Origin of the sequence: Sphingomonas sp. GCM10030256 (assembly GCF_042666415.1) — a bacterium.
In the GTDB taxonomy this organism is placed as follows: domain Bacteria; phylum Pseudomonadota; class Alphaproteobacteria; order Sphingomonadales; family Sphingomonadaceae; genus Sphingomicrobium.
Window position 1 is genome coordinate 59,685 of the sequence record NZ_JBHTDI010000002.1, and the last position, 25,559, is coordinate 85,243.

Annotated in this window: 29 protein-coding genes; 6 read left to right on the forward strand and 23 right to left on the reverse strand. The window is 65.8% G+C overall.

Annotated features, from left to right (window positions below; all coding sequences use genetic code 11):
* Positions 1-3: 3 nt before the first annotated feature.
* From ACFQPG_RS08075 to ACFQPG_RS08145, 15 genes are all read right to left on the reverse strand, one after another.
* Positions 4-570, reverse strand: coding sequence for a lysophospholipid acyltransferase family protein (locus ACFQPG_RS08075; RefSeq protein ID WP_380811867.1), 567 nt, complete (start codon positions 568-570; stop codon positions 4-6).
* A 178-nt stretch (positions 571-748) separates the two neighbouring features.
* Positions 749-1,171, reverse strand: a complete 423-nt coding sequence (locus ACFQPG_RS08080; protein WP_380813088.1) for a Fur family transcriptional regulator — start codon at positions 1,169-1,171, stop codon at positions 749-751.
* A gap of 88 nt (positions 1,172-1,259) precedes the next feature.
* On the reverse strand, positions 1,260-1,688 hold the full coding sequence (locus tag ACFQPG_RS08085) for a MucR family transcriptional regulator (protein WP_380811869.1): 429 nt from the start codon (positions 1,686-1,688) through the stop codon (positions 1,260-1,262).
* A gap of 111 nt (positions 1,689-1,799) precedes the next feature.
* Complete coding sequence (gene rimI / locus ACFQPG_RS08090) at positions 1,800-2,285, reverse strand: ribosomal protein S18-alanine N-acetyltransferase (RefSeq protein ID WP_380811871.1); 486 nt, start codon at positions 2,283-2,285, stop codon at positions 1,800-1,802.
* The gene (gene tsaB / locus ACFQPG_RS08095; RefSeq protein WP_380811873.1) at positions 2,282-2,905 is read right to left on the reverse strand and encodes a tRNA (adenosine(37)-N6)-threonylcarbamoyltransferase complex dimerization subunit type 1 TsaB; all 624 of its coding nucleotides are present in this window, start codon (positions 2,903-2,905) and stop codon (positions 2,282-2,284) included. Before tsaB ends, rimI begins: the two co-directional genes overlap by 4 nt.
* A gap of 79 nt (positions 2,906-2,984) precedes the next feature.
* Entirely contained in the window at positions 2,985-3,557 is a 573-nt protein-coding gene (locus tag ACFQPG_RS08100; RefSeq protein WP_380811875.1) for a NifU family protein, read from the reverse strand.
* Positions 3,558-3,588: 31 nt separating this feature from the next.
* Positions 3,589-4,296 (reverse strand): cytochrome b/b6 domain-containing protein, encoded by a 708-nt coding sequence (locus ACFQPG_RS08105; RefSeq protein WP_380811877.1) that lies wholly within the window; start codon positions 4,294-4,296, stop codon positions 3,589-3,591.
* Positions 4,283-4,831: a c-type cytochrome gene (locus tag ACFQPG_RS08110; protein WP_380811878.1), complete on the reverse strand. Its 549-nt coding sequence runs from the start codon at positions 4,829-4,831 to the stop codon at positions 4,283-4,285. Before ACFQPG_RS08110 ends, ACFQPG_RS08105 begins: the two co-directional genes overlap by 14 nt.
* Before the next feature lie 55 nt (positions 4,832-4,886).
* Entirely contained in the window at positions 4,887-5,783 is an 897-nt protein-coding gene (gene mmsB / locus ACFQPG_RS08115; protein ID WP_380811880.1) for a 3-hydroxyisobutyrate dehydrogenase, read from the reverse strand.
* Positions 5,784-5,884: 101 nt separating this feature from the next.
* On the reverse strand, positions 5,885-6,661 hold the full coding sequence (locus ACFQPG_RS08120) for an enoyl-CoA hydratase (RefSeq protein ID WP_380811882.1): 777 nt from the start codon (positions 6,659-6,661) through the stop codon (positions 5,885-5,887).
* Between the two features lie 8 nt (positions 6,662-6,669).
* Positions 6,670-7,722, reverse strand: coding sequence for an enoyl-CoA hydratase/isomerase family protein (locus ACFQPG_RS08125; RefSeq protein ID WP_380811884.1), 1,053 nt, complete (start codon positions 7,720-7,722; stop codon positions 6,670-6,672).
* Positions 7,723-7,860: 138 nt separating this feature from the next.
* The gene (locus tag ACFQPG_RS08130) at positions 7,861-9,003 is read right to left on the reverse strand and encodes an acyl-CoA dehydrogenase family protein (protein WP_380811886.1); all 1,143 of its coding nucleotides are present in this window, start codon (positions 9,001-9,003) and stop codon (positions 7,861-7,863) included.
* Positions 9,004-9,045: 42 nt separating this feature from the next.
* Positions 9,046-9,612, reverse strand: a complete 567-nt coding sequence (locus ACFQPG_RS08135) for a hypothetical protein (RefSeq protein WP_380811888.1) — start codon at positions 9,610-9,612, stop codon at positions 9,046-9,048.
* Complete coding sequence (locus ACFQPG_RS08140; protein WP_380811890.1) at positions 9,605-9,997, reverse strand: RidA family protein; 393 nt, start codon at positions 9,995-9,997, stop codon at positions 9,605-9,607. Before ACFQPG_RS08140 ends, ACFQPG_RS08135 begins: the two co-directional genes overlap by 8 nt.
* An 85-nt stretch (positions 9,998-10,082) precedes the next feature.
* Positions 10,083-11,588, reverse strand: coding sequence for a CoA-acylating methylmalonate-semialdehyde dehydrogenase (locus ACFQPG_RS08145; RefSeq protein ID WP_380811892.1), 1,506 nt, complete (start codon positions 11,586-11,588; stop codon positions 10,083-10,085).
* 93 nt (positions 11,589-11,681) lie between these two features.
* Here ACFQPG_RS08145 and ACFQPG_RS08150 point away from each other — a divergent pair, with 93 nt between their 5' ends.
* From ACFQPG_RS08150 to ACFQPG_RS08165, 4 genes are all read left to right on the forward strand, one after another.
* A complete protein-coding gene (locus tag ACFQPG_RS08150) occupies positions 11,682-13,094 on the forward strand; it encodes a M28 family peptidase (RefSeq protein WP_380813091.1) in 1,413 nt (470 codons plus the stop codon).
* 62 nt (positions 13,095-13,156) lie between these two features.
* A complete protein-coding gene (locus tag ACFQPG_RS08155; protein ID WP_380811894.1) occupies positions 13,157-13,420 on the forward strand; it encodes a DksA/TraR family C4-type zinc finger protein in 264 nt (87 codons plus the stop codon).
* Between the two features lie 18 nt (positions 13,421-13,438).
* Positions 13,439-15,799, forward strand: a complete 2,361-nt coding sequence (locus ACFQPG_RS08160; protein WP_380811896.1) for a ribonuclease R family protein — start codon at positions 13,439-13,441, stop codon at positions 15,797-15,799.
* A 33-nt stretch (positions 15,800-15,832) separates the two neighbouring features.
* Positions 15,833-16,432 carry an NADPH-dependent FMN reductase gene (locus tag ACFQPG_RS08165; protein ID WP_380811898.1) on the forward strand — a complete coding sequence of 200 codons (600 nt, stop codon included), beginning with the start codon at positions 15,833-15,835 and terminating at the stop codon, positions 16,430-16,432.
* Here the strand turns inward: ACFQPG_RS08165 and kynU are convergent.
* Together kynU and dcd are read right to left on the reverse strand one after the other, a co-directional pair.
* Positions 16,429-17,649 carry a kynureninase gene (kynU, locus tag ACFQPG_RS08170; protein ID WP_380811900.1) on the reverse strand — a complete coding sequence of 407 codons (1,221 nt, stop codon included), beginning with the start codon at positions 17,647-17,649 and terminating at the stop codon, positions 16,429-16,431. The two genes, ACFQPG_RS08165 and kynU, sit on opposite strands and share 4 nt — an antisense overlap.
* Positions 17,646-18,200 carry a dCTP deaminase gene (gene dcd / locus ACFQPG_RS08175; RefSeq protein WP_380811902.1) on the reverse strand — a complete coding sequence of 185 codons (555 nt, stop codon included), beginning with the start codon at positions 18,198-18,200 and terminating at the stop codon, positions 17,646-17,648. The genes kynU and dcd overlap by 4 nt, the downstream gene beginning before the upstream one ends.
* Positions 18,201-18,390: 190 nt before the next feature.
* On the opposite strand from dcd, the gene ACFQPG_RS08180 reads away from it, so the two are divergent.
* Entirely contained in the window at positions 18,391-19,905 is a 1,515-nt protein-coding gene (locus ACFQPG_RS08180; RefSeq protein ID WP_380811904.1) for a replicative DNA helicase, read from the forward strand.
* Positions 19,906-19,957: 52 nt separating this feature from the next.
* Here ACFQPG_RS08180 and ACFQPG_RS08185 read toward each other — a convergent pair whose 3' ends face one another.
* The 3 genes from ACFQPG_RS08185 to ACFQPG_RS08195 all read right to left on the reverse strand — a co-directional run bounded on the left by ACFQPG_RS08185 (position 19,958) and on the right by ACFQPG_RS08195 (position 21,217).
* Entirely contained in the window at positions 19,958-20,425 is a 468-nt protein-coding gene (locus ACFQPG_RS08185) for a hypothetical protein (RefSeq protein ID WP_380811906.1), read from the reverse strand.
* Positions 20,426-20,724: 299 nt separating this feature from the next.
* Complete coding sequence (locus ACFQPG_RS08190; RefSeq protein ID WP_380811908.1) at positions 20,725-20,949, reverse strand: hypothetical protein; 225 nt, start codon at positions 20,947-20,949, stop codon at positions 20,725-20,727.
* Positions 20,950-21,010: 61 nt separating this feature from the next.
* Positions 21,011-21,217, reverse strand: coding sequence for a cold-shock protein (locus tag ACFQPG_RS08195; protein ID WP_380811910.1), 207 nt, complete (start codon positions 21,215-21,217; stop codon positions 21,011-21,013).
* A 219-nt stretch (positions 21,218-21,436) separates the two neighbouring features.
* On the opposite strand from ACFQPG_RS08195, the gene ACFQPG_RS08200 reads away from it, so the two are divergent.
* Complete coding sequence (locus ACFQPG_RS08200) at positions 21,437-22,156, forward strand: Crp/Fnr family transcriptional regulator (protein WP_380811912.1); 720 nt, start codon at positions 21,437-21,439, stop codon at positions 22,154-22,156.
* A gap of 27 nt (positions 22,157-22,183) precedes the next feature.
* Here ACFQPG_RS08200 and ACFQPG_RS08205 read toward each other — a convergent pair whose 3' ends face one another.
* From ACFQPG_RS08205 to ACFQPG_RS08215, 3 genes are all read right to left on the reverse strand, one after another.
* On the reverse strand, positions 22,184-22,525 hold the full coding sequence (locus tag ACFQPG_RS08205; RefSeq protein WP_380811914.1) for a hypothetical protein: 342 nt from the start codon (positions 22,523-22,525) through the stop codon (positions 22,184-22,186).
* A gap of 61 nt (positions 22,526-22,586) precedes the next feature.
* Positions 22,587-24,014: a succinylglutamate-semialdehyde dehydrogenase gene (gene astD, locus ACFQPG_RS08210; protein WP_380811916.1), complete on the reverse strand. Its 1,428-nt coding sequence runs from the start codon at positions 24,012-24,014 to the stop codon at positions 22,587-22,589.
* Between the two features lie 114 nt (positions 24,015-24,128).
* Positions 24,129-25,520 (reverse strand): protein adenylyltransferase SelO family protein, encoded by a 1,392-nt coding sequence (locus tag ACFQPG_RS08215; protein ID WP_380811918.1) that lies wholly within the window; start codon positions 25,518-25,520, stop codon positions 24,129-24,131.
* Positions 25,521-25,559: the final 39 nt, after the last annotated feature.

Here is a 25,559-nt window from a genome sequence, read left to right on the forward strand (position 1 = left end):
GCCCTATACGGCAGCCGGCGCGACGCCGCTAGGCGCGAGAGCGGCGGCGATGGCGTCGTGAGCGGCCCGGGCGAGCTGTTTGCGATCCGTCGAGGGCGGCAGCGGCTCCAGCAGCCTGACAATCACCTCCGCCGAGCCGCGCCGCCCCATGATCTTGAGGAAGTTCGCCTTGCCATTCTCGCCTTGGGTCCAGCCGAAATCCGGGGCGCTTTGTCCGTAATCAATGGCGACCGGGCGAACTGCGATCCCAGAGGGGGGCGGTGCGACGGCCGAGAGCAGCGAAGGTCGGAAGGGCAGAAGCCTGCCCCCATCGCCGACCGTGCCTTCCGGAAACAGGGTGAGCGGCCTGCCGCTGCGGAGCGCATCGATCATCGCCGCGGCCTGATCCCCGATCCCGCGGCGGTTGGATCGTTTCACGAAGACGGTGGCGTTCTGGATGCACAGCCAGCGCATGACGGGGTGGCCGGCAAGCTCGTCCTTGGAGACGAACGCGCAGCCGGTGGCGGAGGCGAGGGCCGGAATGTCCAGCCAGCTGACATGATTGGACACGAGCAGCGTGTACGGCGCCACCGGGCTGCCGACCGTGCGGACGCGAATGCCAGCGATCCGGCAAACCCCGGCGAGGAAGCGGCGGGGCCATCGGGAGCGACCCAGCGTCTTGCTGACAAGGTGGAGCGGAGCGCAGACCAGCAGCCAAAGAACCAGCAGCTCTACCCGCAGGACCTGCAGGAGCAGCGAGGGCCGGCGCTCAGCGGTGGCGGTCGAGAGCGACGCCGTAGAGCTCCATCCGGTGATCGACGAGGCGGTAGCCGAGCTTCTCCGCGACCCGCTTCTTCAATGCTTCGAGTTCTTCGTCGTGGAACTCGATCACCGTACCGCTTTCGACGTCGATCAGGTGATCGTGGTGGTCGTCGGTCACCGCTTCGTAGCGGGCGCGACCATCGCCGAACTCGTGCCGCTCGAGGATCCCGGCTTCCTCGAACAGGCGAACCGTCCGGTACACGGTGGCAATGGAAATCTTGGGATCTATGGAGGAGGCGCGGGCATGAAGCGTCTCGACGTCCGGATGATCCTCGGATTCCGAGATGATGCGAGCGATGGTCTTGCGCTGTTCGGTGATGCGCAGACCCTTCTCAGCGCACAGGGCCTCAATATCGATCGTGCGGTGCATCGGGATCATGCGACTGAGTTAGGACGCGCGGGGGTTGCCGTCAAAGAGGAAACGTCATCCCGGCGAGATGCCGGGATGACGCGAATGGTCACTTCGCCTTGGCGGGCGTCCGCTTGCGCTTGGTGCCCAGGCCGATTGACTTCGCCAGGGTGCGGCGCTGTTCGGCATAGTTGGGTGCGACCATCGGATAGTCGTTCGCAAGGCCCCACTTCTGCCGGTACTGGTCCGGCGTCATCTGATAATGAGTCATCAGGTGCCGCTTCAGCATCTTGAGTTTCTTGCCGTCTTCCAGGCAGACGATGTAGTCCGGCTTGACCGACGAGCGGACCGGCACCTTGGGCTCCGGCTTCGGCTCCGGAGCGGCAGGCTTGTTGCCGAGACCCGCAAGGGCCGAGTGAACATTCTGGATAAGTTGAGGAAGATCGTTGACGGCAACACTATTGTTGCCGACGTGAGCCGCGACGATATCCGCGGTCAGCACCATCAGCGTGTCTTCGCCATTGTCATTGTCGTTCATTGGTGTCGTCCTCCCCCGAGCATAGGATGGGCGGAAAACCACAAGCGGCTTTCTTCGGAAAGCCCTAGATTAGTGACAGAGGACTGACAAGCGACACTGGCTTAATTCAGGTCAATCAAACGATGCTGGACGAACCATGGTCAATGCATCGTGAAGCACGCCGTCTGAGCCTTTGTAATATTTGCTTCGACGCCCCTGAATCTCAAAGCCATGCCTGTGGTACATTTCCACCGCGGGATTACCGTCACGGACTTCGAGGTGGAGGCGCCGGGCACCCGTAGAGCGAGCTTCTAGAATGAAGCGGTCGAGCAGCGCGCTTCCGACCCCCCGCCGCCGAGCTTGAGGAGAAACCGCGAGCAACATCAGTTCGGATTCGTCGGCCACGGTGCGCGCAAGCGAAAAGCCGATCGCCGTGTCGCCATCCCTGGCGATGATCATGCGGACTCCTCGCATCGGGAGGATGCCGGCGCATTGGGATCGGGTCCAGGCTTCCCCGTAGCGATCGTCGAAGGCCACGCTCATTACGTCCATGACCTGGTCGAGCTCCGACCAGCCGGCCGGCGCGAGCTGGACTGGCGCAGGCTGGATCAGAGTCATGCGGCCTTGGGCCGGGCATCGGGAGCCCGGCCGTAGATCGGCTGGGCCCGCAGGGTTCGGAGGCTGTCCGGAAGCGCAAGGGCGGCGGACGCGCTCGGCAGCCGATCGAGCGCCTGGCCACGGCCGCGGGCCTGGACCAGCACGGCCGCACCGGGGCCAACTACCAGGTCCGAAGCGACGGTCGCCGCGGCCGCTTCGGGCTTCAGGTTAAGTAGCGGGCCCGTGGGCTCGCGCACGCCTGCCGCGAATTCCTGTACGAACAGTTCGCCGTGTCCGCCGATCATCGCGGCGGCGACCGGCTCCTCGCTCGGAGCCGCAAGCGCCAGAAGGGCGATCGACGACAGCCCGTGGACCTGCGCGCTCCAACCGATCGCCATCCCGTGCGCCGCCGCAATTCCGACGCGCAGGCCAGTGAAGCTGCCTGGGCCGCAACCGACCAGGATCCGGTCGGCGCGGTGCCCGGCGAGAAGGTCGGCAATCATCGGCATCAGCCGCTCGGCGTGGCCGCGGCCAATCACTTCGTCCGCTGTGCCCAGCAGCTCGCCGTCCGGTCCGAACAGCGCGGCCGTGCAGGCGGCGGTCGACGTATCGAGCGCAAGGATCATTCCGGTTCCGAGCATCGTTCCGGACTTGGGCACAGGAAAGTTGCGGGGGCAAGACCGATCGCTGACACGCCACGGCCTAGACCTTCGCCGGGGGTCAGATTGCTTCCACCGTTTCCACTTCGGGAACGTAATGCCGGATGAGGCTTTCCACGCCCCGCTTCAGGGTGATGGTGGAAGAGGGGCAACCCGAACAGGCACCCTGCATTGCCAGGTACAAGGTCCCATCCTTGAAGCCGCGGTAAATGATGTCGCCACCATCCTGCGCCACGGCCGGCCGGACCCGCGTTTCAAGCAATTCCTTGATCTGCTCGACGATCTCGGCATTCGCCGGATCCTCGTCGATCGCCGGAGCGTCGTCGATGAAGATTCCGGCCGCGCTGCCCGGCCGGAACAAGGGCGCGCCACTCGAGAAATGGTCGAGCAGGATCTGGAGCACGTCGACTTCCAGCCCACGCCAGTCGACGCCCGGCTGGGCTGTGACGGAGATAAAGTCGCGGCCGAAGAACACCCCTTCCACTTCGCCGGTTGCGAACAGAGCAGCCGCCAGCGGCGATGCCTCGGCGGCCTCGGCCGAGGGGAAGTCGCGGCTGCCGCCGTCCATCACCGGCACGCCGGGCAGGAACTTGCGGGTGGCCGGGTTCGGCGTGGTTTCGGTCTCGATCAGCATGGTCGCGATGTGGCCCCGCGCATCGAAGCGATCAAGTGCCGATGGGGGGCAGGCCGGCGATGACCCAGGCGGTGAGCAGCACCGCCATCACAAGGCAGGCGACCAGCCGCTTCGGGCTGGCAGGAACCAGCGGCTCTGCTCCCGGCAAGTGCCGCGCCGAACCGTTGATCATCGCACCGGTCAGCGGTTTGTTGCGGAGCAGATGGTAGAACAGGATGACGCTGACATGGAGGATGATAAAGCCGAGCAGCCCGTTGAACAGCGCTTGGTGCACGTCATGCGCGAGCTCTGCGGTTTCGAAGCCGACCAGATGGTTGAGCGGCGCCGAGACGAGCCCATCCTCGTCGGACAGGAGCAGGCCGAAGCCGACCTGCGCCAGTAGCAGGGTCAGGAGCGCGACAACCGACAGGGCGCCCAGCGGCGTATGCCCGACCCGCCGCCAATCGCGGGCGCGGTGGAGATACGCCACCACGCCCCGCGGCCCGGTGACGAAATTGCTGAAGCGGGCGGTCGAGCTGCCCGCGAACCCCCAAAAAATGCGGAACAGCAAAGCGAACAGAACCGCATAGCCTGACCACAGGTGCCACTCGATCCGTTGATTCTCGGCCGACCACCAGGAAAAGGCGATCAGCGCAACCAGGCTCCAGTGGAACATGCGGATCGGCAGGTCCCAAACGGGTACGGCGAGGGCCGCATCCTGAATCGTCTCACCCCGTTCAGCGGGATCAATGCTCTTCACGGAAGCGGTCGTGGCAGCTCTTGCAGGTTTTGCCGAGATCAGCGTGAGCGGCCTTCATCGCGCTGAGGTCACTGCCCGACGCCGCTTGCTGAAACGCCGCTGCCGCTTGGCGGAAGTCGCGCATGCCGGCGGCGAATTGTTCCGGCTGCTTCCAGATTTCGGATTTCGCCTCGGTCTTGCCGATGTCCGGGCCAGTGCCCGGCGGGAACCAGCTTTCGGCCTTGGGAGCAAGCTCGTTGATGGTCGCTGCGGCAGTCTTGACGGCGGCAGCGTCGCCCGAGTCGAGCCCCTTCTTGGCGGCGCGCATCGCCTTGCCGATCTTCTCGTAGTTTTCGTGCCGTTCCTTCATCAGCGCCAGCGCCTGCTCCTTCTGGAGCGGAGTGGCCGGAGCTGCCGCGACATCATTCTCCACCGCCTGGGTGGCTTCGTTGCCGGAGCTGTTGGCCTCGGCAAGGGCCTGGTTGCCGTCCTCGGCAGTCTGGGCGCAGGCGGACAGAAGCGCAGCGACAGCGGCGGTGACGAGCATTTTATTCATGCGAACAGGCCTCCAGTGGATGGCAGAGACGAAATAGCTGCGAGTGGTTGCCGGATCAGGCGGGCGGCGTCCAGCTGTCGTCGATCATCTTGATCAACGCGGAAAAATCCTTCGAGGCTCCGCCGCGTTCGACGAACCGCTGGTACAGTTCTTCGGCCTCGCCGCCCATTGGGGTGTAGGCATCAACGCCCCGGGCGGCTTCCATGGCGAGCTTCAGGTCCTTGAGCATCAGCGCCGCCGCAAACCCGCCGTCGTAATTGCGGTCGGCCGGAGTCTCCGGGCCGACGCCGGGCACCGGGCAGTAGCTGGTCATCGACCAGCTCTGGCCGGACGCCTTGGACGAGATATCGAAGAACACCTGCGGGTCGAGGCCGAGCTTCTGCGCCAGCACGAACGCTTCGCAAGTGCCGGCCATGGTGACGCCCAGCAGCATGTTGTTGACGATCTTGGCCGCCTGGCCAGCGCCGGGTCCGCCGGCATGAATCACCGCCTTGCCCATCTTGTCGAGAAATGGGCGCGCCTTGGCGAACCCGTCTTCCGAGCCGCCGACCATGAAGGTGAGGGTGCCCGCGTCGGCCGCGGCGATGCCGCCGGAGACGGGCGCATCGACCATCGCGTAACCCTTGGCTTGCGCCTCCTCCTCGACGGTGCGCGCGGTGCCGACGTCGATGGTCGAGCAGTCCATCAGGATGGCGGTTTGGGGCGCGTTGCCGAACACCGACGAGCGATAGACCTCGGCGACATGCTTGCCGGCGGGCAGCATGGTGACGACGGCATCGGCATCGCGCACCGCCTCGGCCGCATCGCTGGCGCGGGTGCAGCCCTTGCTTGTCGCGCGGGTCAGCGCGTCGTCGCTGAGGTCGAAGGCGCGGACCTCATGCCCCGCCTTGGCCAGGTTCGCGGCCATTCCGCCGCCCATGTTGCCCAGTCCGATGAATGCGACTTTTGGCATGTGCTGGTTCCTCGTCATTGCGAGCGAAGCGAAGCGATCAGTTCACCTCGGCTCGATCAAGTCACTGGATTGCGTCGTCGCTGCGCTCCTCGCGATGACGATTAACGCCCCGTCCATTTCCCCGGCCGCTTCTCGACGAATGCGGCCATGCCTTCCTTCTGGTCCTGGGTCCCGAACAGCCCGTGGAACAGGCGGCGTTCGAAGCGGATGCCCTGCGCGAGAGGCAGCTCCAGCGCGGCGTTGACCATTTCCTTGGCGGCAATTGCCGCCAGCGGAGCCATGGCCGCGATCTCGGCGCCGGTCTTGAGCGCTTCCTCCAGCAGGCTCGCGGCCGGAACCACTCGCGCAACGAGACCGGAGCGCTCGGCTTCCTCCGCGCCCATCATGCGGCCGGTCAGGCACATCTCCATGGCCTTGGCCTTGCCGACGGCGTGCAGCAGGCGCTGCGATCCGCCCATGCCGGGCGTAACGCCGAGCTTGATCTCCGGCTGGCCGAACTTCGCGGTGTCGGACGCGATGATGAAGTCGGCCATCATCGCCACCTCGCACCCGCCCCCGAGCGCAAAGCCGGACACGGCCGCGATCCACGGCTTGCGGGTGGCGGTGACCTGTTCCCAGCCCGCGAAGAAATTCGACGAGTACATGTCGGCGAAACCCTGGGCCTGCATCTCCTTGATGTCGGCGCCGGCGGCGAACGCCTTCTCGGAGCCGGTCAGCACCAGGCAGCGCTGGCTTTCGTCGGCATCGTAGGCCGCGAAGGCGGCGATCAGCTCGCGCAGCACCTCGCTGTTAAGGGCGTTCAGCGCTTGCGGGCGGTTGAGCGTGACCAGCGTAACCGCATCGCGCTGTTCGACCAGGATTGTGTTGTAGTCGGGCATGATGATCCTCAGGCTTGAGGGAAGGGCGTCCATTCCTCACCGGCAGGCAGCGGCGCGAACAGGCGGTCGAGCATGTCGTCGGTGACTTCCTCCGGCGCCGCCGGCTCCCAGTTCGGCGCGTTGTCCTTGTCGATCAGCAGCGCGCGGACGCCTTCGAGGAAGTCGTGCGTCTGCACGACGTGGCTGGCGAGCGCATATTCAGCCCGCATCTCGTCCGCGAAGTCGGTGCGGTCCGCCCCCTGTGCGAGCAGCCGGAGCGAGACCTTGCACGACAATGGGCTCTTGGACCTGAGGGTCGCCAGTTCCGTGTTCGCCCAGTCCCCATCGTCCGCCTCCAGAGCCGCGATCACGTCCTCCAGCCGGTCCGACGCGAACAGCTTTGCGATCGGGATGACGTTGGCGGCGATCCGAGGGTCGGGCAGGGTTGCCGTGAAGCTGCCGATCGCCCCGCCGATCCGCGCCGGCGTCTTGGCGATGCGTTCGATGAGGTCGGGCAGACACGACTGGTCGACGTAGTGGGTGGCAAGTTCCAGATACTTGCATTCGGCGCCATCCAGTCGGGCGCCGGTCAGCGCCATGAACTGGCCGACCCGGCCGGGCAGGCGCGACAGGTACCAGCCGCCGCCGACATCCGGGAACAGGCCGATGCCCGTCTCGGGCATGGCGAAGCGGGTGTTCTCCGTCGCCACCCGGAAGTCGCACGGGAGGGAGATGCCGACCCCGCCGCCCATGGTGATGCCGTCTATGATGGCTACCGTCGGCTTCGGGTAGGTGAACAGCAGGTGGTTGAGGCGATACTCCGCGTGGAAAAAGGCCTTCGCGTCGGCCGCGTCCTTCGCCCCGGACTTGGCGAGCATCACCACGTCGCCGCCAGCACAGAAGCCGCGGCCCTCGGCATGATCGATGACCACCGCCTTGACCCGCGAGTCCTCGCGCCAGGCGAGCAGGGCCGCCGACATCGCCTCGCACATCTCGCGGGTAAGGGCGTGAATCGCCTTCGGGCGGTTCAGGCGGATACGGCCGACCGGGCCTTCGATGGAGGTGAGGACGTCAGGGGTCATGTTAAAGGGAAAGTCCTTCGAGGCGGGCTCTCGACAGGCTCCGCCTGCTCAGTCCTTTCTCAGGATGAGCGGCAGCATAATTGATCCGCTCATCCTGAGAAAGGACTGAGCGAAGTCGAGGACGTGTCTCGAAGCACATCACTGCCGCAACATTTCGCGCGACGTGATCATCCGCATCACCTGGTTGGTGCCCTCCAGGATGGAATGCACGCGCAGGTCGCGCCAGAAGCGCTCGATCGGATAGTCCTGCAGGTAGCCGTAGCCGCCGTGAAGCTGCAGAGCCCGGTCGGCAATCGAAGAACCGTTGTCGGTCGCCAGCCGCTTGGCCATGGCCGCGAACTTGGTCTTGTCGGGTGCGTTGGCCGTGACCTTGGCGGCGGCGACGTAAAGCAGCCAGCGGGCGGACTGAAGGTCGGTTTCCATGTCGGCCAGCATGAACTGGGTGTTCTGGAAATCGGCAACGGCGGAGCCGAACTGCTTGCGCTCCTTGGTGTAGCTGACCGCTTCGTCCAGGCAGCGCTGAGCCCCGCCGAGCGAGCAGGCACCGATGTTGAGCCGGCCGCCGTCCAATCCCATCATCGCGATCCGAAAGCCTTCGCCTTCGCCGCCGACGCGGTTGGCCACCGGCACCCGGACCTCGTCGAAGTTCACCTGCGCGGTCGGCTGCGAGTGCCAGCCGAGCTTCTTCTCCTGGGCGCCGAAGCTGACTCCCGCCATGTCCTTTTCGATCACCAGGCAGCTGATGCCCTTGGGCCCGTCCTCGCCCGTGCGGACCATGGTGACATAGATCTCATTCTCGCCGCCCCCGGAGATGAAGGCCTTGGACCCGGAGACCACATAATGGTCGCCGTCCAGCACCGCCTTGGTCTTGAGCGCCGACGCGTCGGAGCCGGACGACGGCTCAGTCAGGCAGTAGCTGCCGATCCGCTCCATGCTGATCATCGACGGCAGATATTTCTGCTTCACCTCGGCCGAGCCGAAGCGGTCGATCATCCAGCTTGCCATGTTGTGGATCGAGATGAACGCGCTCGTCGAAGGGCAGCCATAGGCCATCGCCTCCATGATTAGGGCGGCTTCCAAACGGCCAAGGCCGATGCCGCCCGACTCCTCGCTGACGTAGATGGCGCCGAAGCCGAGCTCAGCCGCCTCCCGGATCGTGTCGCGCGGGAAGATATGCTTCTCGTCCCACTCGGCGGCGTTGGGCGTGATTTCGGCAGCGGTGAATTGCCGCGCCATCTCCTGGATCTGGAGCTGGTCGTCGGTGAGCTCGAACTGATGCATGGCCGCGCCCCTAGCAGAGGGGTGGCGCTGCGTGGAAGTGGCTTACGCGCAGCGGGTGTAACGAAAAGCCTTGGCGTCCTCGGCGCGGGTCAGCCTGTCGCCTTCCCGGGTGAGGGTAATGACCTTGTCCCACGCCATCCCCTCACCGGTGAAGTGGTACAGAGCGGAAAAAGCAGTCGCGATCGCGACGCGCTGTTCCTTGAGCGTTCCCACCGATTCGTAGAAGCGCAAAGTCTTGTCCCCGATCGTCAGCAGCCCCTTTGCGTCGCTCCGTCCAGGCTCACAGTCGGCCGGGACCATGCCCCAGCGGCCGTGATAGCGGACCGGGATGGAAGGGGTAAGGGCTTCAACTGCAACTGCGTTGCCGGCCTGATTGCCCGCGTCCGCCGCAGCATCGTCCGGCGGCTCAGGCGCGACCAGGTTGTTGGCTGGGAGGGCTTCCAGAGTGACGTTCTCGGCGCCCTTGGCAATCGGATCGCCATCCTTCGACGGGCGCCCACCGATCGCACCGCTTTCGGCGATGGCTTCCTGGCTGTCGCTCCGGTCGACCGAGGGCCGGCAGGCGGAGCAGAGGAGGATGCAGACGAGAAGGTTCGCCGTCTTACGCATCCTGGATCAACGCTTCGGCCTCGATCTCGACCCGCCATTCGTCGCGAAGCAACGCCTTCACAACCACCATGGTGGCGGCGGGACGGACGTCACGGAAGACCTCGCCATGGACTGCACCCACGGCGTCGGCGTCAGCCGGGTCGGTGATGAACATGCGAGTGCGGACCACGTCGGAGGCTGTGCCGCCAAGCTCCTCGATGGCACGGAGGATAATTGCGAAGCAACGCCTCGCCTGGGCGACCGCGTCGCCTGGACTTGAGGAGCCGTCAGTTTCCACGGGCGCAGTTCCGGAAACCATGATCCGATCACCCACCCGGATCGCCCGGGAAAAGCCGTAGAACTGCTCGTAGGGAGAAGTGCCCGACGTGCGCTCAGCTTCGCTCATCCTGAGTAGCCGCGCAGCGGCGTGTCGAAGGACGGTACTTCAATACGGAGGCTCCGCCTCCTACTCAGCATGAGCGGTTCTGTTGTCATCCCATCGTCGGAATATGGAACGCCCCCATGTCGCCGACGTCCGCGTTGCCGTCGGGCCAGCGCTGGGTGATGGTCTTGGTCTTGGTCCAGAAGCGGACGCCTTCCATGCCATGCTGGTTGATGTCGCCGAAGCCGGAGCGCTTCCAGCCGCCGAAGGTATGGTAGGCGACCGGCACCGGGATCGGCACGTTGATCCCGACCATGCCCACGTTGACCCGCGCCGCGAACTCGCGGGCGGCGTGGCCATTGCGGGTGAAGATGGCGACGCCGTTGCCATACTGATGCTCGCTCGGCAGGCGCACCGCAGTCTCGAAGTCGGGGGCGCGGACCATCTGCAGCACCGGGCCGAAAATCTCTTCCTGATAGGAGCGGAAGTGCGGCTTGACGTGGTCGAACAAGGTGGGGCCAACGAAGAAGCCTTCCTCATGTCCTTGCAGGGTGAAGCCGCGGCCATCGACGACCAGCTCGCCGCCCTCGTCGGCGCAGGTCTGGATCCAGTCCTCGACACGCTTCTTGTGCGCGGCGTTCACCACCGGGCCGTAATGGGCCTCGGGATCGGTCGAGATGCCGACGCGCAGCCCCTCGATCGCCGGGACCAGCCTCTCGCGCAGGGCGTCGGCCGTGCGATCGCCGACCGGCACCACAACCGGCAAAGCCATGCAGCGCTCGCCCGCAGAGCCGAAGGCCGCCCCGGCGAGGTCGTTGACCACCTGATCGAGGTCGGCGTCAGGCATGACGATTCCATGGTTCTTGGCCCCGCCGAATGCCTGGACGCGCTTCCCGTTCGCGGTGCCGCGCGAGTAGATATAGTGGGCGATGTCGGACGAGCCGACGAAGCTGATCGCGCGGATGTCGTCATGGTCGAGGATGGCATCGACCATCTCCTTGTCGCCATGGACGACGTTGAGAATGCCGTCGGGCAGGCCCGCTTCCTTCATCAGCTCGGCAAGGCGCACAGGAACCGAGGGGTCGCGCTCGGAGGGCTTGAGGATGAAGGCATTGCCGCAGGCGATGGCGACTCCGAACATCCACATCGGGATCATCGCCGGGAAGTTGAACGGCGTGATGCCGCAGACGATGCCGAGCGGCTGGCGCATGGAATAGACGTCGATGCCGGGACCGGCGCCCTGCGTGTACTCGCCCTTGAGTGCGTGGGGGATGCCGCAGGCGAACTCGATCACCTCGAGCCCGCGCTGGATATCGCCCTTGGCGTCGGCAACGACCTTGCCATGCTCGGAGGCGAGCAGTTCGGCCAGCTCCTGCATGTTCGCTTCGACCAGCGCCTTGTAGTTGAACATGACGCGGGCGCGGCGTTGCGGATTGGTCGCGGCCCAGCCGGGCAGGGCGGCATTGGCGGCGTCGACCGCTTTCTGGAGGTCGGCCGCAGTGCCGAGGCGAACGCTGGCCTGGACCTGGCCCTGCGAAGGGTTGAAAACCTCGCCCTGCCGCTCGCCCGAAGCGAAGGTGGAGCCGCCGATGAAATGGTCGATGGTGCGGAGCATGGAAAACGCGTCCTCGTGCCTGAGAATGATCGCGGCTCCCCTAGACCCCGCTTGCTCCAAATGCCAGTTGGTGGCGGACGAGGAGACATGTCCATGCGCCTGTTCGCTTTTTTGCCGCTCGCCCTGCTGTCCACCAGCGCCCTTGCCGTTCCGCTGCTGCCCACGCCCGAGGTGATCGTCGGCGATGCAGTCATGCAGGTGCAGCAGCAGCGCCTGCGCCGCGACATCGAGAAGATGGTGAGTTTCGGCACGCGTCACACACTCTCGTCGCAGACCGATCGCAAGCGCGGCATCGGCGCCGCGGTGCGCTGGGCCGAGGCGGAGCTGAAGAAGAACGGCCTTACGACCTTGCAGACCTGCGACACGGTGACCGGTCGGCGCGTGCCCGCCCCGACCAGGGTCTGCAACGCGGTCGCCATCCAGCGCGGGACCGAGCGGCCGAACGACGTGGTGATCATCACCGGCCACATCGACAGCCGGGTCACCGACGTGATGGACTTCACCAAGGATGCGCCCGGCGCCAACGACGACGGCAGCGGGACTGCGGCGGTGCTGGAGGCAGCCCGGGTGCTGTCCAAGCGCAAGTTCCCGGGCACGATCGTCTACGCGGCTCTATCGGGCGAGGAGCAGGGGCTGCTCGGCGGCAAGATCCTGGCCGACTATGCCAAGGCCCAGGGCTGGAACGTGGTCGCCAACCTTAACAACGACATCATCGGCAATTCGTGCGGCTCTGATGGGGTGTGCAACGACAAGCAGGTCAGGGTCTTTTCCGAAGGCCCGCGCTGGCAGGGGCGGGAGGCGCTCGCCGCGCAGCAGCGCAGCCTCGGCGGGGAGAATGACGCGCCGTCACGCAACCTGTCGCGCTACCTCGACACGCTGGCGGAAAAGTATCCGCAGATTGGCCTGGACGTCATGCAGGTGTGGCGCAACGACCGGTTCGGACGGGGCGGGGACCACACGGAGTTCCTCAACGCCGGCTATCCGGCGGTCCGCTTCTCGGTCGCGGTGGAGAATTACCACCACCAGCACCAGGATCTGCGGAAAGAGGGTGGCGTCGAGTATGGGGACACGATCGACAAGATGGACTTTCCGTATCTGACCAAGGTGGTGAAGCTGAACGTCGCTGCGCTGGCGGCGCTGGCGAGTGCCCCGCCGCCGCCGGAGCCCACGATTGAGGGGGCGGTGAGCACGGACACAACGGTGCAGTGGCCCATCGTCTCAGGCGCCGTGAGCTACGTCATCCGGTGGCGGCGCACCGATACGAACCAATGGGAGAAGAGCAAGCCGGTGAAATTCGATAGGGGCGCGACCGTTTATCCCTTGAGTCCAGCGGGCAAGCAGGGCGTCTTTGTCCAAGAGTCGCTTCGAGGCATCCGCGTCGACGACTGGGTGTTCGGCGTCTCGTCCGTAAGCGCCAACGGCTTCGAAAGCCCAGTCGCCTCGGCGGTGCCCGGCGGTGCGTTCAAGCCTTATGTGGCGCCTCCGCCCCCGCCGGCGCAAAGGTGACGAAGGCGGATGCTGAAACAAGTTCAGCATGACGATTGTTGTTGCTCCGAAAGGAGCTTCACATGGCCGGTGGCTGGACGCGCGATGGCGCGGTGCAGGATCAGATCGAGGACACGGTGAAGGACGCGGTCCTTCGCGCCCGGGCGCTCACGCCGGCGGGGGAGAGCGCGAAGGAGTGCGACGATTGCGGCGAGCTTATTCCGAAGAAGCGTCGCGAGGCCCTGCCCGGCGTGCGGACCTGCGTCGCCTGCCAATCGGTGCGGGACAAGGCCGTGCAGCACTCCGCCATCAACCGTCGCGGAAGCAAGGATAGCCAGTTGCGCTAGCGGCGTTTACTGCACGTCATGCCCCGCAAACCCGCCCACGCCGGCCTGCCCTCCCGCCAGCAAATCCTCGACTTCATTCAGCAGTCCGGCAGTCCAGCCGGCAAGCGCGAGATCGCGCGAGCCTTCGGGCTGCATGGGCATGACAAGATCCTGCTCAAGGCCTTGCTCAAGGACATGGCGGACGAGGGGCTGATCGACAGCTCGCCGGGCCGGGCGTTCCACAAGGCGGGCGGGGTGCCCAAGGTGACGGTGCTCCGCATCGTCGCGGTCGAGGACGGTGCGGTCGCGGTACCCGACAATTGGCAGGGCGAGGGGCCCGCGCCCAAGCTGCGAGTGATCGAGAAAGGCCGTCGCTCGGCACTGGCGCTGAACGATCGGATCCTCGCCCGGACGGAGGAACGCGGGCAGGGGCATGTTGCCCACCTGATGAAGAAGCTCGGCCGCTCGACCGAGCTGGTGATGGGCGTGGTCCACCAGGAGGGGGAGCGCTTCTGGCTGAAGCCTGTCGACAAGCGCGAACGCCGCGAGCTGCCGATCAGCGACCTTGGCCAGGCGCAGGTCGGCGACCTGGTGCTGTGCGAACCGTCCGGCCGCCCTCCCCGGGTATCAGCGCGTGTGGACGCGATTTTGGGCGATCCTTTCGCACCGCGCAGCTTCAGCCTGATCGCGATCCACAAACATGGCCTGCCGCACGCGTTCAGGGACGAGACGACCGAGGAAGCGAGGCGGGTTTCAAGCCTCCCGCTCGGTGACAAGCGCGAAGACCTCCGCCACCTCCCGATCGTCGCCATCGACCCTGCCGACGCCCGCGATCACGATGACGCGATCTGGGCCCAGCCCCGTGAGGATGGCGGCTGGAATGCGATCGTCGCCATCGCCGATGTCAGCTTCTACGTACGCCCCACCAGCGAGCTGGACCGCGAGGCCCGCCGCCGCGGCAACAGCGTCTATTTCCCCGACCGTGTCGTCCCCATGCTGCCGCACGAGCTGTCGTCCGACATCTGCTCGCTGAAGCAAGGCGAGGACCGCGCGGCGATGGCCTGCCATCTGGAGATCGCAGCCGACGGGACGCTGCAGAAGTGGCGCTTCTCGCGCGCGGTGATCCGGGTGGCGGCGAACATCGCCTACGAGGATGCGCAGGCGGCGATTGATCGGCACAACGAGCAACTTTCCCGCTCGTCCCGAGCGCAGCCGAGGGGCGCCGAAGAGAGTGCAGCCGAACGCCCCTCGACTACGCTCGGGACGAGGGGCGTGGTGGAAGTCTCCTCCTCGCCCTGCTCCATGCCCGAGATCGAACCCACGCTCCCACCAGTCGCTCCCGAGCTCATCGAAACTGCGCTCAAGCCCCTGTGGGGCGCCTGGGCCGCACTTCTCGCCGCGCGCAACCGGCGCGAACCGCTGGAGCTCGACCTTCCCGAACGGCAAGTCGTGCTCGACGAAAAGGGCCGCATCGCCTCCGTTGCGCCGCGCGAGCGGCTCGACGCTCACCGCTTGGTGGAAGATTTCATGATCGCCGCCAACGTGGCCGCGGCCAAGGCGCTTGAGGCGAAGAAGACGCCGGTCATGTATCGCGTTCACGAGGCGCCGGGACGTGAGAAACTGGTGGCGCTGAAGGACTATCTCGCCACCTTCGACATGGAATTCGCGCTCGGGCAAGTGGTCAAGCCCGCGACTTTCAACCGCATCATCGACCGGGTCGGCGACAGCGACTCTCGGCCGGAGATCATGGAGCAATTGCTGCGCACCCAGACGCAGGCCCGCTATTCGCCGGAGAACCTCGGCCACTTCGGGCTGGCGCTCGGCTCCTACGGCCATTTCACCTCGCCGATCCGCCGCTACGCCGACCTTCTGGTCCATCGTGCCCTGGTCAGCGCGTACCGCCTTGGCGAAGGCGGACTACCGCCGGAGGATGCCGAGCGCTTCACCGAGATCGGCGAGAGCATCTCGCAGCTCGAGCGCCGGGCGATGGAGGCGGAGCGGGAGACGATCGACCGCTATGTCGCAGCCTACCTGTCCGACCATGTCGGCGAACTCACCGACTGCCGGATCACGGGTGTGCAGCCGTTCGGCTTCTTTGCGACAGTGGAGGGGCTTGGCGGGGACGGGCTCGTGCTCGCGCAGAACCTCGGCAACGAGTATTTCCGCTACGACGAGGCTTCGCGTGCCCTGGTGGGGGAGGATAGCGGGGAGGAATATCGCGTCGGCCAAAGGCTCAAGCTGCGGCTGGTCGAAGCCAATCCGGTCAGCGGCGGCCTTCGTTTCGAACTTCCCGAAGGCGGCTATGCGCCCGCGCAGCCGCGCCGCGACCGGGTGCGCCGCCCGCCCCAAGGCAAGCGGGGCCGTCCCACCAACATCCGGCACCAGGGCAAGCGGCGGTAGGAACCGCAACCGACTGGCGGGCATTCTTCGCGCATGACCCAGCCACGGCACAAGATCGCGATCCTTGTCGGGAGCCTTCGCGAGGGCAGCATCAACCGCAAGATCGCCCGCTCGATTTGCGCCATCCGCAACGATGGGCTGGAGTGCGAGATGGTAGGGATCGGCGACCTGCCGCTGTACAATCAGGATTACGACAACTCGCCGGACGAGCCGGAAAGCTACGCCCGCTTTCGCGAGCGCATCCGCGCGGCGGACGGGATCTTGTTCTGCACCCCCGAATATAATCGCAGCGTTCCCGGAGCGCTCAAGAATGCGGTTGATGTCGGCTCGCGGCCGTATGGATCGAGCGTGTGGAACGGAAAGCCGGCCGCGATCGTCAGCGCCTCACCCGGCAGCATCGGCGGGTTCGGGGCCAACCACCAGCTGCGCCAGGCCTGCGTGTTCCTCAACATGCCAGTGATGCAGCAGCCGGAAGCCTATCTTGGCCATGTCAACGACGACAGCTTCGGCGAGAACGGCTTGCTGAAGGACGGACCCTTGAAGCAGCTGGTCGAGAAGCTCGCTCACGCCTTTCACGACTGGGTCGACACAATCGTGGAGGCCCGCGCGCACTTGGCGGCGCGGCGCGGCTAGGTCACCCTGGCCCGTTCGCGGAAGTGTGGCTGGTCGTAGGCGCGGTTGCCGAGCACGTGGCGCAGCTGATCGGCCGCGCGCCAGACCTCCTCGAAGCTGTTGTAGAGCGGAGCGAAGCCGAAGCGCAGCAGGTCGGGGGCCCGGAAGTCGCCGATGATCCCCCGCTCGATGAGCGCCTGCATCACGGCGTAGCCGTCCGGGTGGGCGAAGCTGACGTGGCTTCCGCGAACCTCTGGCTCGCGGGGACTCGCCAAGGCCAGGTCGGGACACTGTTGCTCGACCTGGCTGATGAACAGCTCGGACAGGGCGCGCGACTTTTCAAAGACGGCGGTCATCTCGACGCCTGCGAACGTGTCGAGGCCCGCTTCCATGGCGGCCAGCGCAAGGATCGACGGGGTGCCCGAGAGATATCTGGTCATGCCCTTCGCGGGCCGATGGACGGGCTCGAACGCGAACGGCGCGGCATGCCCCATCCAGCCGGAGACGGGCGAGATGATCTCGGCCTGCAGGGACGTGGGAACATAAGCGAATGCAGGAGCGCCCGGACCGCCGTTCAGATATTTGTAGCCACAGCCCACCGCGAGATCGCAGCCGTCGGCGAAAAGCGACAGCTCCAATGCTCCGGCGCTGTGGGAAAGGTCCCACAGCGTCAGCGCACCGGCCACGCGTGCGGCGGCGTTGATTGCAGCCATGTCGTGCCTTTGGCCGGACCGGTAGTCGACGTGGGTCAACATCACCGCCGCGACCTGCTGGTCGAAGGCATGGACGATGTCGGCGGCAGGAACGGCCTTCACCTTCAGCCCCTGCATGGCCGCGAGACCTTGGGCGACATACAGGTCGCTCGGAAAGTTGCGGTCTTCCGTGAGGATCACCGTTCGCCCGGGCCGCGCAGCGACCGCCCCCGCGAGCAGCTTGAACAGCAGGACGGAGGTCGAATCGGCGATGATCAGTTCGTTGGGCTCTGCGCCGACGATCGACGCCAGCTTTGCGGCGATCCGGGCCGGCCAGTCGATCCAGCCATGCTTGTTCCAGCTGGTGATGAGGTCTTCGCCCCATTGCCGCTCCGCGACCTCCGCAAGCCGCGCCGGCAGGACTGCGGGGAGCGCGCCAAGGCTGTTGCCGTCGAGGTAGACGACACCGTCCGGAAGCCGGAACCGTTGCCGGGCAAAGGCCAGCGGATCGGCGGCGTCGAGTGTTCGGGCCTCGTCGAGCGTCACAGCTTCGGCAGCGTCACTCCGCGCTGGCCCTGATATTTGCCGGCCCTGTCCGCATAGCTCACCTCGCAAGGCTCGTTGCCCTGGAGGAACAGGAACTGGCAGGCGCCTTCGTTGGCGTAGATTTTTGCGGGGAGGGGGGTCGTGTTGCTGAATTCCAGCGTGACATGGCCTTCCCAGCCGGGCTCCAGCGGAGTCACGTTCACGATGATCCCGCAGCGGGCATAGGTCGATTTGCCGAGGCAGATCACCAGCACGTCGCGCGGCACCCGGAAATATTCCACGGTGCGCGCCAGTGCGAAGCTGTTGGGCGGAATGATGCAAACGTCGGTCTTGCGGTCGACGAAGCTGTTGGCGGCGAAGTCCTTGGGATCGACCAGCGCGTTGTCGACGTTCGTGAAGATCTTGAATTCGTCGGCGACCCGCGCATCGTAGCCGTAGCTCGACAGGCCGTAGCTGATGCAGCCGTCCCGCCGCTGCGCCTCCACGAACGGCTCGATCATGCCGCCAGACTGGGCTTGGTCGCGAATCCAGCGATCGGAAAGGATGCTCATGGGCGAGGAGGGGTAGCGGGCGCTTCCGGGTTCGTCATCCCCGCGAATGCGACGAACTGCCTGCCGCGGCGAAATCGGCGCAAAACCGGCGCCCACATCAAGTTACGCGCGGGTTTTCCACAGCCCCTTCCACGAAAATCGGACCGAGCCGTCTTTTCGGCTGGCGGGACCGTCATATAGTGCGCCTCACATGGCCGAAATCCTCAGACATCCCGGAGCCGGCGAACCGCCGGAAGCCCCCTCGCTCCCGCAGAATGTGGAAGCCGAAGCGGCGCTGCTGGGCGCGCTGATGCTCGACAACCGGTTGGTGGAAGACATCCAGCTCAAGCTCCGGGCCGAGCATTTCTTCGAGCCGCTCCATGGGCGGATCTACGAGGCGATTCTCCGGCTGACGGACCGCAACATGGTTGCGAACCCGGTTACGCTGCGGCCGCTGTTCGAAGCGGACGAGGCGATGAAGGAGGTCGGAGGCGCGGCCTATCTCGCTCAGCTGACCGGCTCCGGCGCCGCGATCATCGGAGCGCGCGACTTCGCGCAACAGCTGTACGACCTTGCCCTGCTGCGCAGCCTGGTCGCGGTCGGGCGCGACATGGTCGAAGGCGCCCTCGATACCAGCCACGACGTGCTCCCGCTAGACCAGATCGAGCGAGCGGAAACCGAGCTTTACAAGGTGGCGGAGCAGGGCGGCGGCGAAGGCAAGGTCAAGCCATTTGCCGAGGCAAGCCGACTAGCGCTGGAGACAGCGGAAAAGGCGCTGAACTCCGGCGGCCACCTGTCCGGCCTGACGACCGGCCTCGACGGGCTCAATTCCAAGATCGGCGGCCTTCACAAGTCTGACCTGATCATCGTCGCGGGGCGCCCGGGCATGGGCAAGTCGTCGCTGGCGACGAACATCGGCTTCGCTTGCGCCCAGCGCTACCTGCGCGACCAGGAGGATGGGATCGAGCCGGCCAAGTCGGCGGGCGGACCGGTGGCCCTGTTCAGCCTGGAAATGTCGGCCGATCAGCTCGCGACCCGTATCCTGGCGGAAGAGTCGGGCATCAGCTCCGAGAACCTCCGCATGGGCAAGATCAGCCAGGCCGAGTTCCGCAACCTTGCGAGGGCGGCGGGCGAGCTCAACGCGCTGCCGCTGTACATCGACGACACGCCCGGACTGACGATCGCCGGTCTGCGCGCGCGGGCGCGGCGGCTGAAGCGGCAGAAGGGCATCGGCCTGGTCATCATCGACTATCTCCAGCTGCTTCAGGGCAGCGGACGTTCGTCGAGCGACAATCGCGTGCAGGAGATTTCCGAGATCAGCCGCGGCCTGAAGCAGCTGGCCAAGGAACTGGATGTCCCGGTGATCGCCTTGTCGCAGCTCAGCCGTGCGGTGGAACAGCGCGAGGACAAGCGGCCGCAATTGTCCGATCTGCGAGAGTCCGGCTCGATCGAGCAGGACGCGGACATGGTCTGGTTCGTCTACCGCGAAGATTATTATATCCAGGCGAAGGAGCCGAAGCGGCCCAACGAAGGCGACGATTCCAAGGTGTGGGAAGCGCACCAGCAGTGGCAGCAGGATATCGAGCGGGTCTATGGCCTCGCCGAATTGATCATCGCCAAGCAGCGCCACGGCGCTACCGGCAAGGTTCGCCTGCGCTTCGACGCGCGGATCACCAAGTTCAGCGACGCCGCGGACGAATCGTACCTCCCCGAAATGCGCGGATAGGTCCCGGGGGTGGGGTGCGGGTCGGCCGGGACAGTCCCTCCCGGCCGGCCCGCTACAGCGTGAAGCGCGCCGGTACACTCCCTCGCGTCACAAAGGAGGCGGAATAGCGCAGGCCTTCGCCGCTGACATCGCATTGCAGGTGATTTCGTCGGGAACCGAGCCCGGTGAACACGCAGGACCCGAGCACTGCCGCCGGTCGCGCGACGTTCTTGGACGAGACAGTGACCTGCACGACCTTGAGCGTCGTTTGCTGCCCCTGGGCGTGCCCCGGGCGACCCTTGAAGCTGATGAGGCTTCCGTCCGCCAGGCCGAACACGAAGGAGATTTCCCGGTCCGGGTAGAGGATGCCGATCATGTTCGGCGTGCAGGCCTTGGTGAGGACCCGGTTGGCCACCACAAGCGAGCGGCACTCGCCGGCGATGACGCTGATGTTGGTGCCTGCCCGGCCGTCAGGAGCGGCCGGAGTTTGGGCGAGGGCCAATGCTGGAACGCCCGCTGTTGCGCCGGCCAGCCAGCGCACCCAACAGGTTCGGTTCCAGGATGTTCGTGGTGGTCTCAGCCGCCGCCTCCCCGTGAAGAGTCGCTGTCTTCACGCGGGCAAACCCGGCGCTGGTCAGGCTCGTTCCGGGTCGGCGATGGCGTAGGTCGTAAAGCTTAGGGGGAGCAAGCCCAGGGCAAGCGGTTAGCCCAGCACTTCCAGCACGGCTGCGAAGGCGATCGGGTCGCGGGGAGAAAAGGTCGGACGTGAGTTGGTCTTCGGAAGCATTGACTTGGCTCGCGTGCCGCGTCGAGCGGAGCGAACCGGAGGATTGTTCTGCATTAAGTCTCTCGTGAAAGGGCTGGATCGATCTCGGCGGCGGGGTCGCCCGCCTTCCGTGCCGCATCCGTCGCCCGGTAAGTCTGTGTCCGGCGGAGCCGGTCGGCCATGTGGTCCCATGCGCTGGCGGCGCTGAGGCAGCGGTCGCGCACGTTCGTAAGTGTGGTGCTATCGGCCTGCTGCCGGCATTCGGCGGCGCGTTCCTGATAGAATTCGAGCGTCGACATGGCCTCTCCTACTCTGCTGGAAAGCTCCCCCGCACGGGTGCGCGGGGGAGCGGTAGAGCAGTTAGGCGCTCTGGAGGTTCACGGCGCTGGCGCGGCCGCGACGATCTTCTTCCAGCTCGTAGGTCACGCGCTGATCGCGATCCAGGGTGCGCATGCCGGCGGCTTCGACGGCGCTGATGTGCACGAATGCGTCAGCTGTGCCGTCTTCCGGCTGGATGAAGCCATAGCCCTTGTCGGCGTTGAAGAATTTGACGGTTCCGGTGATCATGATGGTTTCCTTCGTGGCGGGAGACCGCCAATCGGCCTCCCATGCTAGGAGAAGCGAGAGAGCGAAGGAAAAAGGAGCCGCAAAGCGCCAGAGACCGTCCGATTGCGACTAGTAGCGAAACCGATATATACTGTTCCGGCACTTTTGCAATGTTTGCGGCTCCCCGACATGTAAGCGGGGGCATTTGCACGGGCGGTCAGAAGCGCCCATGGCACCATAATGATCGAACGCCATCTCGCAAAGCTTCGCGCCCGCGACGACATCAGCGCGGAAGAGGAGGAGGCGATCCGCTGGGCGGTAGCGGACTATCGGGAGTATCCTTCCCGGAAGACGATCATCCCAGCGGAACAGGAGCTGACCTTCAGCACTCTGCTTCTGTCGGGCATGCTGGCCCGGTTCAAGGACCTCCGCAGCGGCGGGCGGCAGATCACCGAACTTCACGTGGCAGGCGATTTTGCGGACCTGCACAGCTTCACGTTGAAGCGTCTCGACCACGCCGTCGAGACGCTGGGCCCGTGCAAGGTGGCGCTCGTGCCCCACGATCGGCTGCGTGAGATAACGGTGCGTTACCCCCACCTGACGCGGGTCTACTGGTTTACGACCAACCTCGATGCGGCGATTCATCGCGAATGGGTATTTTCCCTGGGCCAGCGCAGGGCGCAGCAGAGAATGGCACAACTCTTCTGCGAGATGCACATCAAGCTTTCGCTCGTGGGCCTCGTCGAGAACGGCAGCTATGACCTGCCTCTCACTCAGGAGGAGCTGGGCCAGGTGCTGGGGCTTACCTCCGTCCACGTCAACCGAACGCTGCAGCTGCTGCGGGAGCAGGGCACCGTCGAATTTCGCAGTGGCCGGGTCACCATCTTCGACGTGGAGCAACTGCGGCATTCCGCCGAGTTTGATCCGTCCTATCTATACCTTGAAAAGCGCCCCCGGTAAGCGACCAACGCAGCGAGGTGCGGAACTTTACTCCTGGCTGCTCAGCCGTTTGGCCGCTCCCTGCCACTCCGAGCTGGCGCGCGGATTTCCGAGCTGAGCCGCCGCTTCAGCCCTTGCCTCGGCATAATCCGCGGAGCAGTCTGGAAACTCTGCCTTCGCGATTGCCACCCTGGCCGCGACCGCGTCCGGTTTCTCCGCACGAGCTGCTCGGGCGGCAGGCGGCGGAGTCAATTCATCCAAGCGCTTTCGATACATCTCGGCCATGCGCCGGTGAACTCCGGCGGCTGCCGACCCGGCGCATTGTTGCGCCAGCCGCTGTTCGGCCTCGATGCGGGTTTCCAGGTATGCCCGGTCGTCTTCATTGCTCATCCCTGCGTTCTGGAGCCACGGGTTCCGGCCGCAAATAACGCAGATTAGTCGGCCGCCGTGCTCAATCCTCCAGCATGTTCGGGTCGCGCAGGCCCTCGCTGATGCTGGCGCGGGCGATCTCCGCTTCACTGCTGGTAACTGGGTAGGCGCAGTAATCGGCAGCGTAGAAGGCGCTGGGACGATGATTGCCCGACAGGCCGATGCCGCCGAACGGTGCATTGCTCGGGGCGCCGTTGGTTGGCTTGTTCCAGTTGATCACTCCGGCCCGCACGTTGGCCCAGAAGGTATCGTATTGCTCGGGCGAGCCGCCGACCAGGCTGGCGGCCAGGCCGAAGCGGGTGCGGTTCGCCTCGTCGATCGCCGCGTTGAAATCGGGCACTCGGATGAGCTGCAGGGCCGGTCCGAACATCTCTTCGTCGGGCAGGTTCTCGATGCCGGTCACGTCGATCACCGCGGGTGTGAGATAGGGTCGTTCCTCATAAGGACGGTCGAGCCGGCGGATCACCTTGCCGCCCTTCATCATCAGCCCCAGGAACTGTTCCTGCAAATGATCCGCGGACGCATTGTCGATCACCGGGCCCATGAACGGCTGCGGATCGGCATGGGGATGATCGACGATCAGCCGGTCGACCAGCTTCAGAATTGCGGCGACGAGGTCGTCCGCCTGGCCTCCATCCTGCACGATCAGGCGCCGCGCCGCGGTGCAGCGCTGGCCAGCGGAGAGAAAGGCGGACTGGACCGCGATCGTCGCGGCAGCGCCGATGTCGCGCGCGTTCCATACCACCAGAGGGTTGTTGCCCCCAAGCTCCAGCGCGAGGATCTTGTGCGGCGTATCGGCGAACTGGCGATGAAGCGCCATCCCGGCCCGTGCGGAGCCGGTGAACAGCAGCCCATCGATGCCGTCCTGCCCAGCCAGCGCACGACCCTCGTCGGGACCGCCGATCAGCAGCCGGATGACGCCATCCGGAACCCCCGCCTCCCGATAGCAGTCGACCAGCATCGCGCCGGTCCCCGGCGTCTTCTCCGAGGGTTTGAACACCACCGCGTTGCCTGAGATCAGGGCGGGAACGATGTGCCCGTTCGGCAGGTGCGCGGGGAAATTGTAGGGGCCGAGCACGGCCAGCACGCCATGCGGCTTGTGGCGGACCGCGACCTTGCTGCCCAGTGCCGCCTCCAGTCTGCGGGTCGGCGTGCGTTCGCCATAGGCGTTGATACTGATCTCGACCTTGTTGACGACCGCCGCCACCTCCGTCTTCGCTTCCCACAGCGGCTTGCCGGTTTCCCGCGCAATGAGGTCGGAGAACTCCGCTTCGCGGGTGCGAACGACATTGGCGAAGCGGCGAATCGTCTCCATGCGGAAGGACACCGACTGCGCAGCCCAGCTGGCCCAGCTGTCGCGGGCGGCCCCGACTTCCGCCGCCGCATCGCCAGTCTCGGCCGACCAGAGTTCGTGTCCCGTCGCCGGTTCGGTTGAGATCAAAGTGGTCATTGAGCCTCCGCTGGTCGGCTGCGTCGGAGCATGGGCACGGGGGCCCGTCAAGCGACCTTCGGCTGACCAAATTAACCAGCCTGAGCGAAGCGCATCCTCCGCGCAGGACGAGTGTTACACTTCACCCGGCTGAGACATGGCTTCGCCCATGCGCCGGACGGCGGCGACCTTCGCCTCGAACGGTTGCCAATCGTCGGCTTCCGCGATCGCGGCCCAGATCGCCTCGACCTCGTCGATATGCATGGAGCAGGGATTGGCGTCGGACCAATATGAATGCTCGGCCGGCTGCTCGCGTCCGCGCAGGGCCGCGGCAAGTTCTTCGAATTCGGTCGACTGGTAAGTCGGGTCGGCAGGCACCCTGCCGCCGCGCCAGTCGAAGAACAGGCGGTCGATGCCGACCCGTTTCGTTTCCAGGGCGCCGACGATCGCACGGGCAAGCTCCCGGTCCGCCTCTTCGCCAGCCAAAGCGACACCCAGGCGCCTCACCAGGGCTTCACCGAGCGCGGCATGGAAGCGACCGCTCCAATCGGCCAGGATGTCGGACAGCGGCGGCGCTTCCGCCAGGAAGGCCAGGCAGCCGGCGAGCTGGGCGACGTCCCACTGGATCGCCTCGGGCTGGCGGCCAAAGGCGTAGAGGCCGGAATGGTCGAAGTAAGCGGCGGTGAAGCCCGGATCCCAATCGGGCGTGAAGCGCCACGGGCCATAGTCGAAGCTTTCGCAGGACATGGCGATGTTGTCGCTGTTCAGCACGCCGTGGACGAAGCCTGCGGCGATGTAGGAGGCGGCAAGCCTGGCGGTTCCGCTCGCCACGAGGTCGAACAGCCGCACCGCGTTGGCCCCATCGTCCTCGACCGGCTCCTCGTTGTAGAGGCTGGCGAGGCAGTAGCGGGTCAGGCGCGCGAGGTTCGCCGCATCTTCGAAGAAGGCGAAGCGCTGGAAGGTGCCGATGCGGACATGCCCATGGCCGAGGCGCGTAAGCACGGCCGAGCGGGTCGGGGACGGTTCATCACCGCGGACCAGCGCTTCCCCAGTTTCGAATACCGCGAAGGTCTTCGACGTGTTGACGCCAAGGGCTTCCAGCATTTCGGTCGCAAGCACTTCGCGGACTGCGCCCTTGAGCGTCAGCCGGCCGTCACCGCGCCGGCTCCAGGGCGTCTGGCCGGAGCCCTTGGTGCCAAGGTCGAGCAGGCGGTCTCGCCCGTCGCGCAACTGGCCGAACAGGAAGCCTCGGCCGTCCCCCAGATCGGGATTGTACTGGCGGAACTGATGCCCGTGATAGCGCAGCGCCAGCGGCTGCGGCAGGTTGGCGGGGAGCGGCTCGAAGCGGTGGAAGTGGGCGGACCACTCCGCGTCGCTCAGCCCGCCCAGCCCGACCTCCTGCGCCCAGCGTTCGTTGCGAAACCGCTGGACCGCTTGGGGAAAACGGGCGGGTTCGACGGGATCGTAAAAGGCTGGTCCCAGTTCCAGGATCGCTGGATCGGGGCGGTAGGCTTGCGTCGGGGGCATGGCACGGAGATAGGGTAGATCGGACCAGGGGGAAACCGC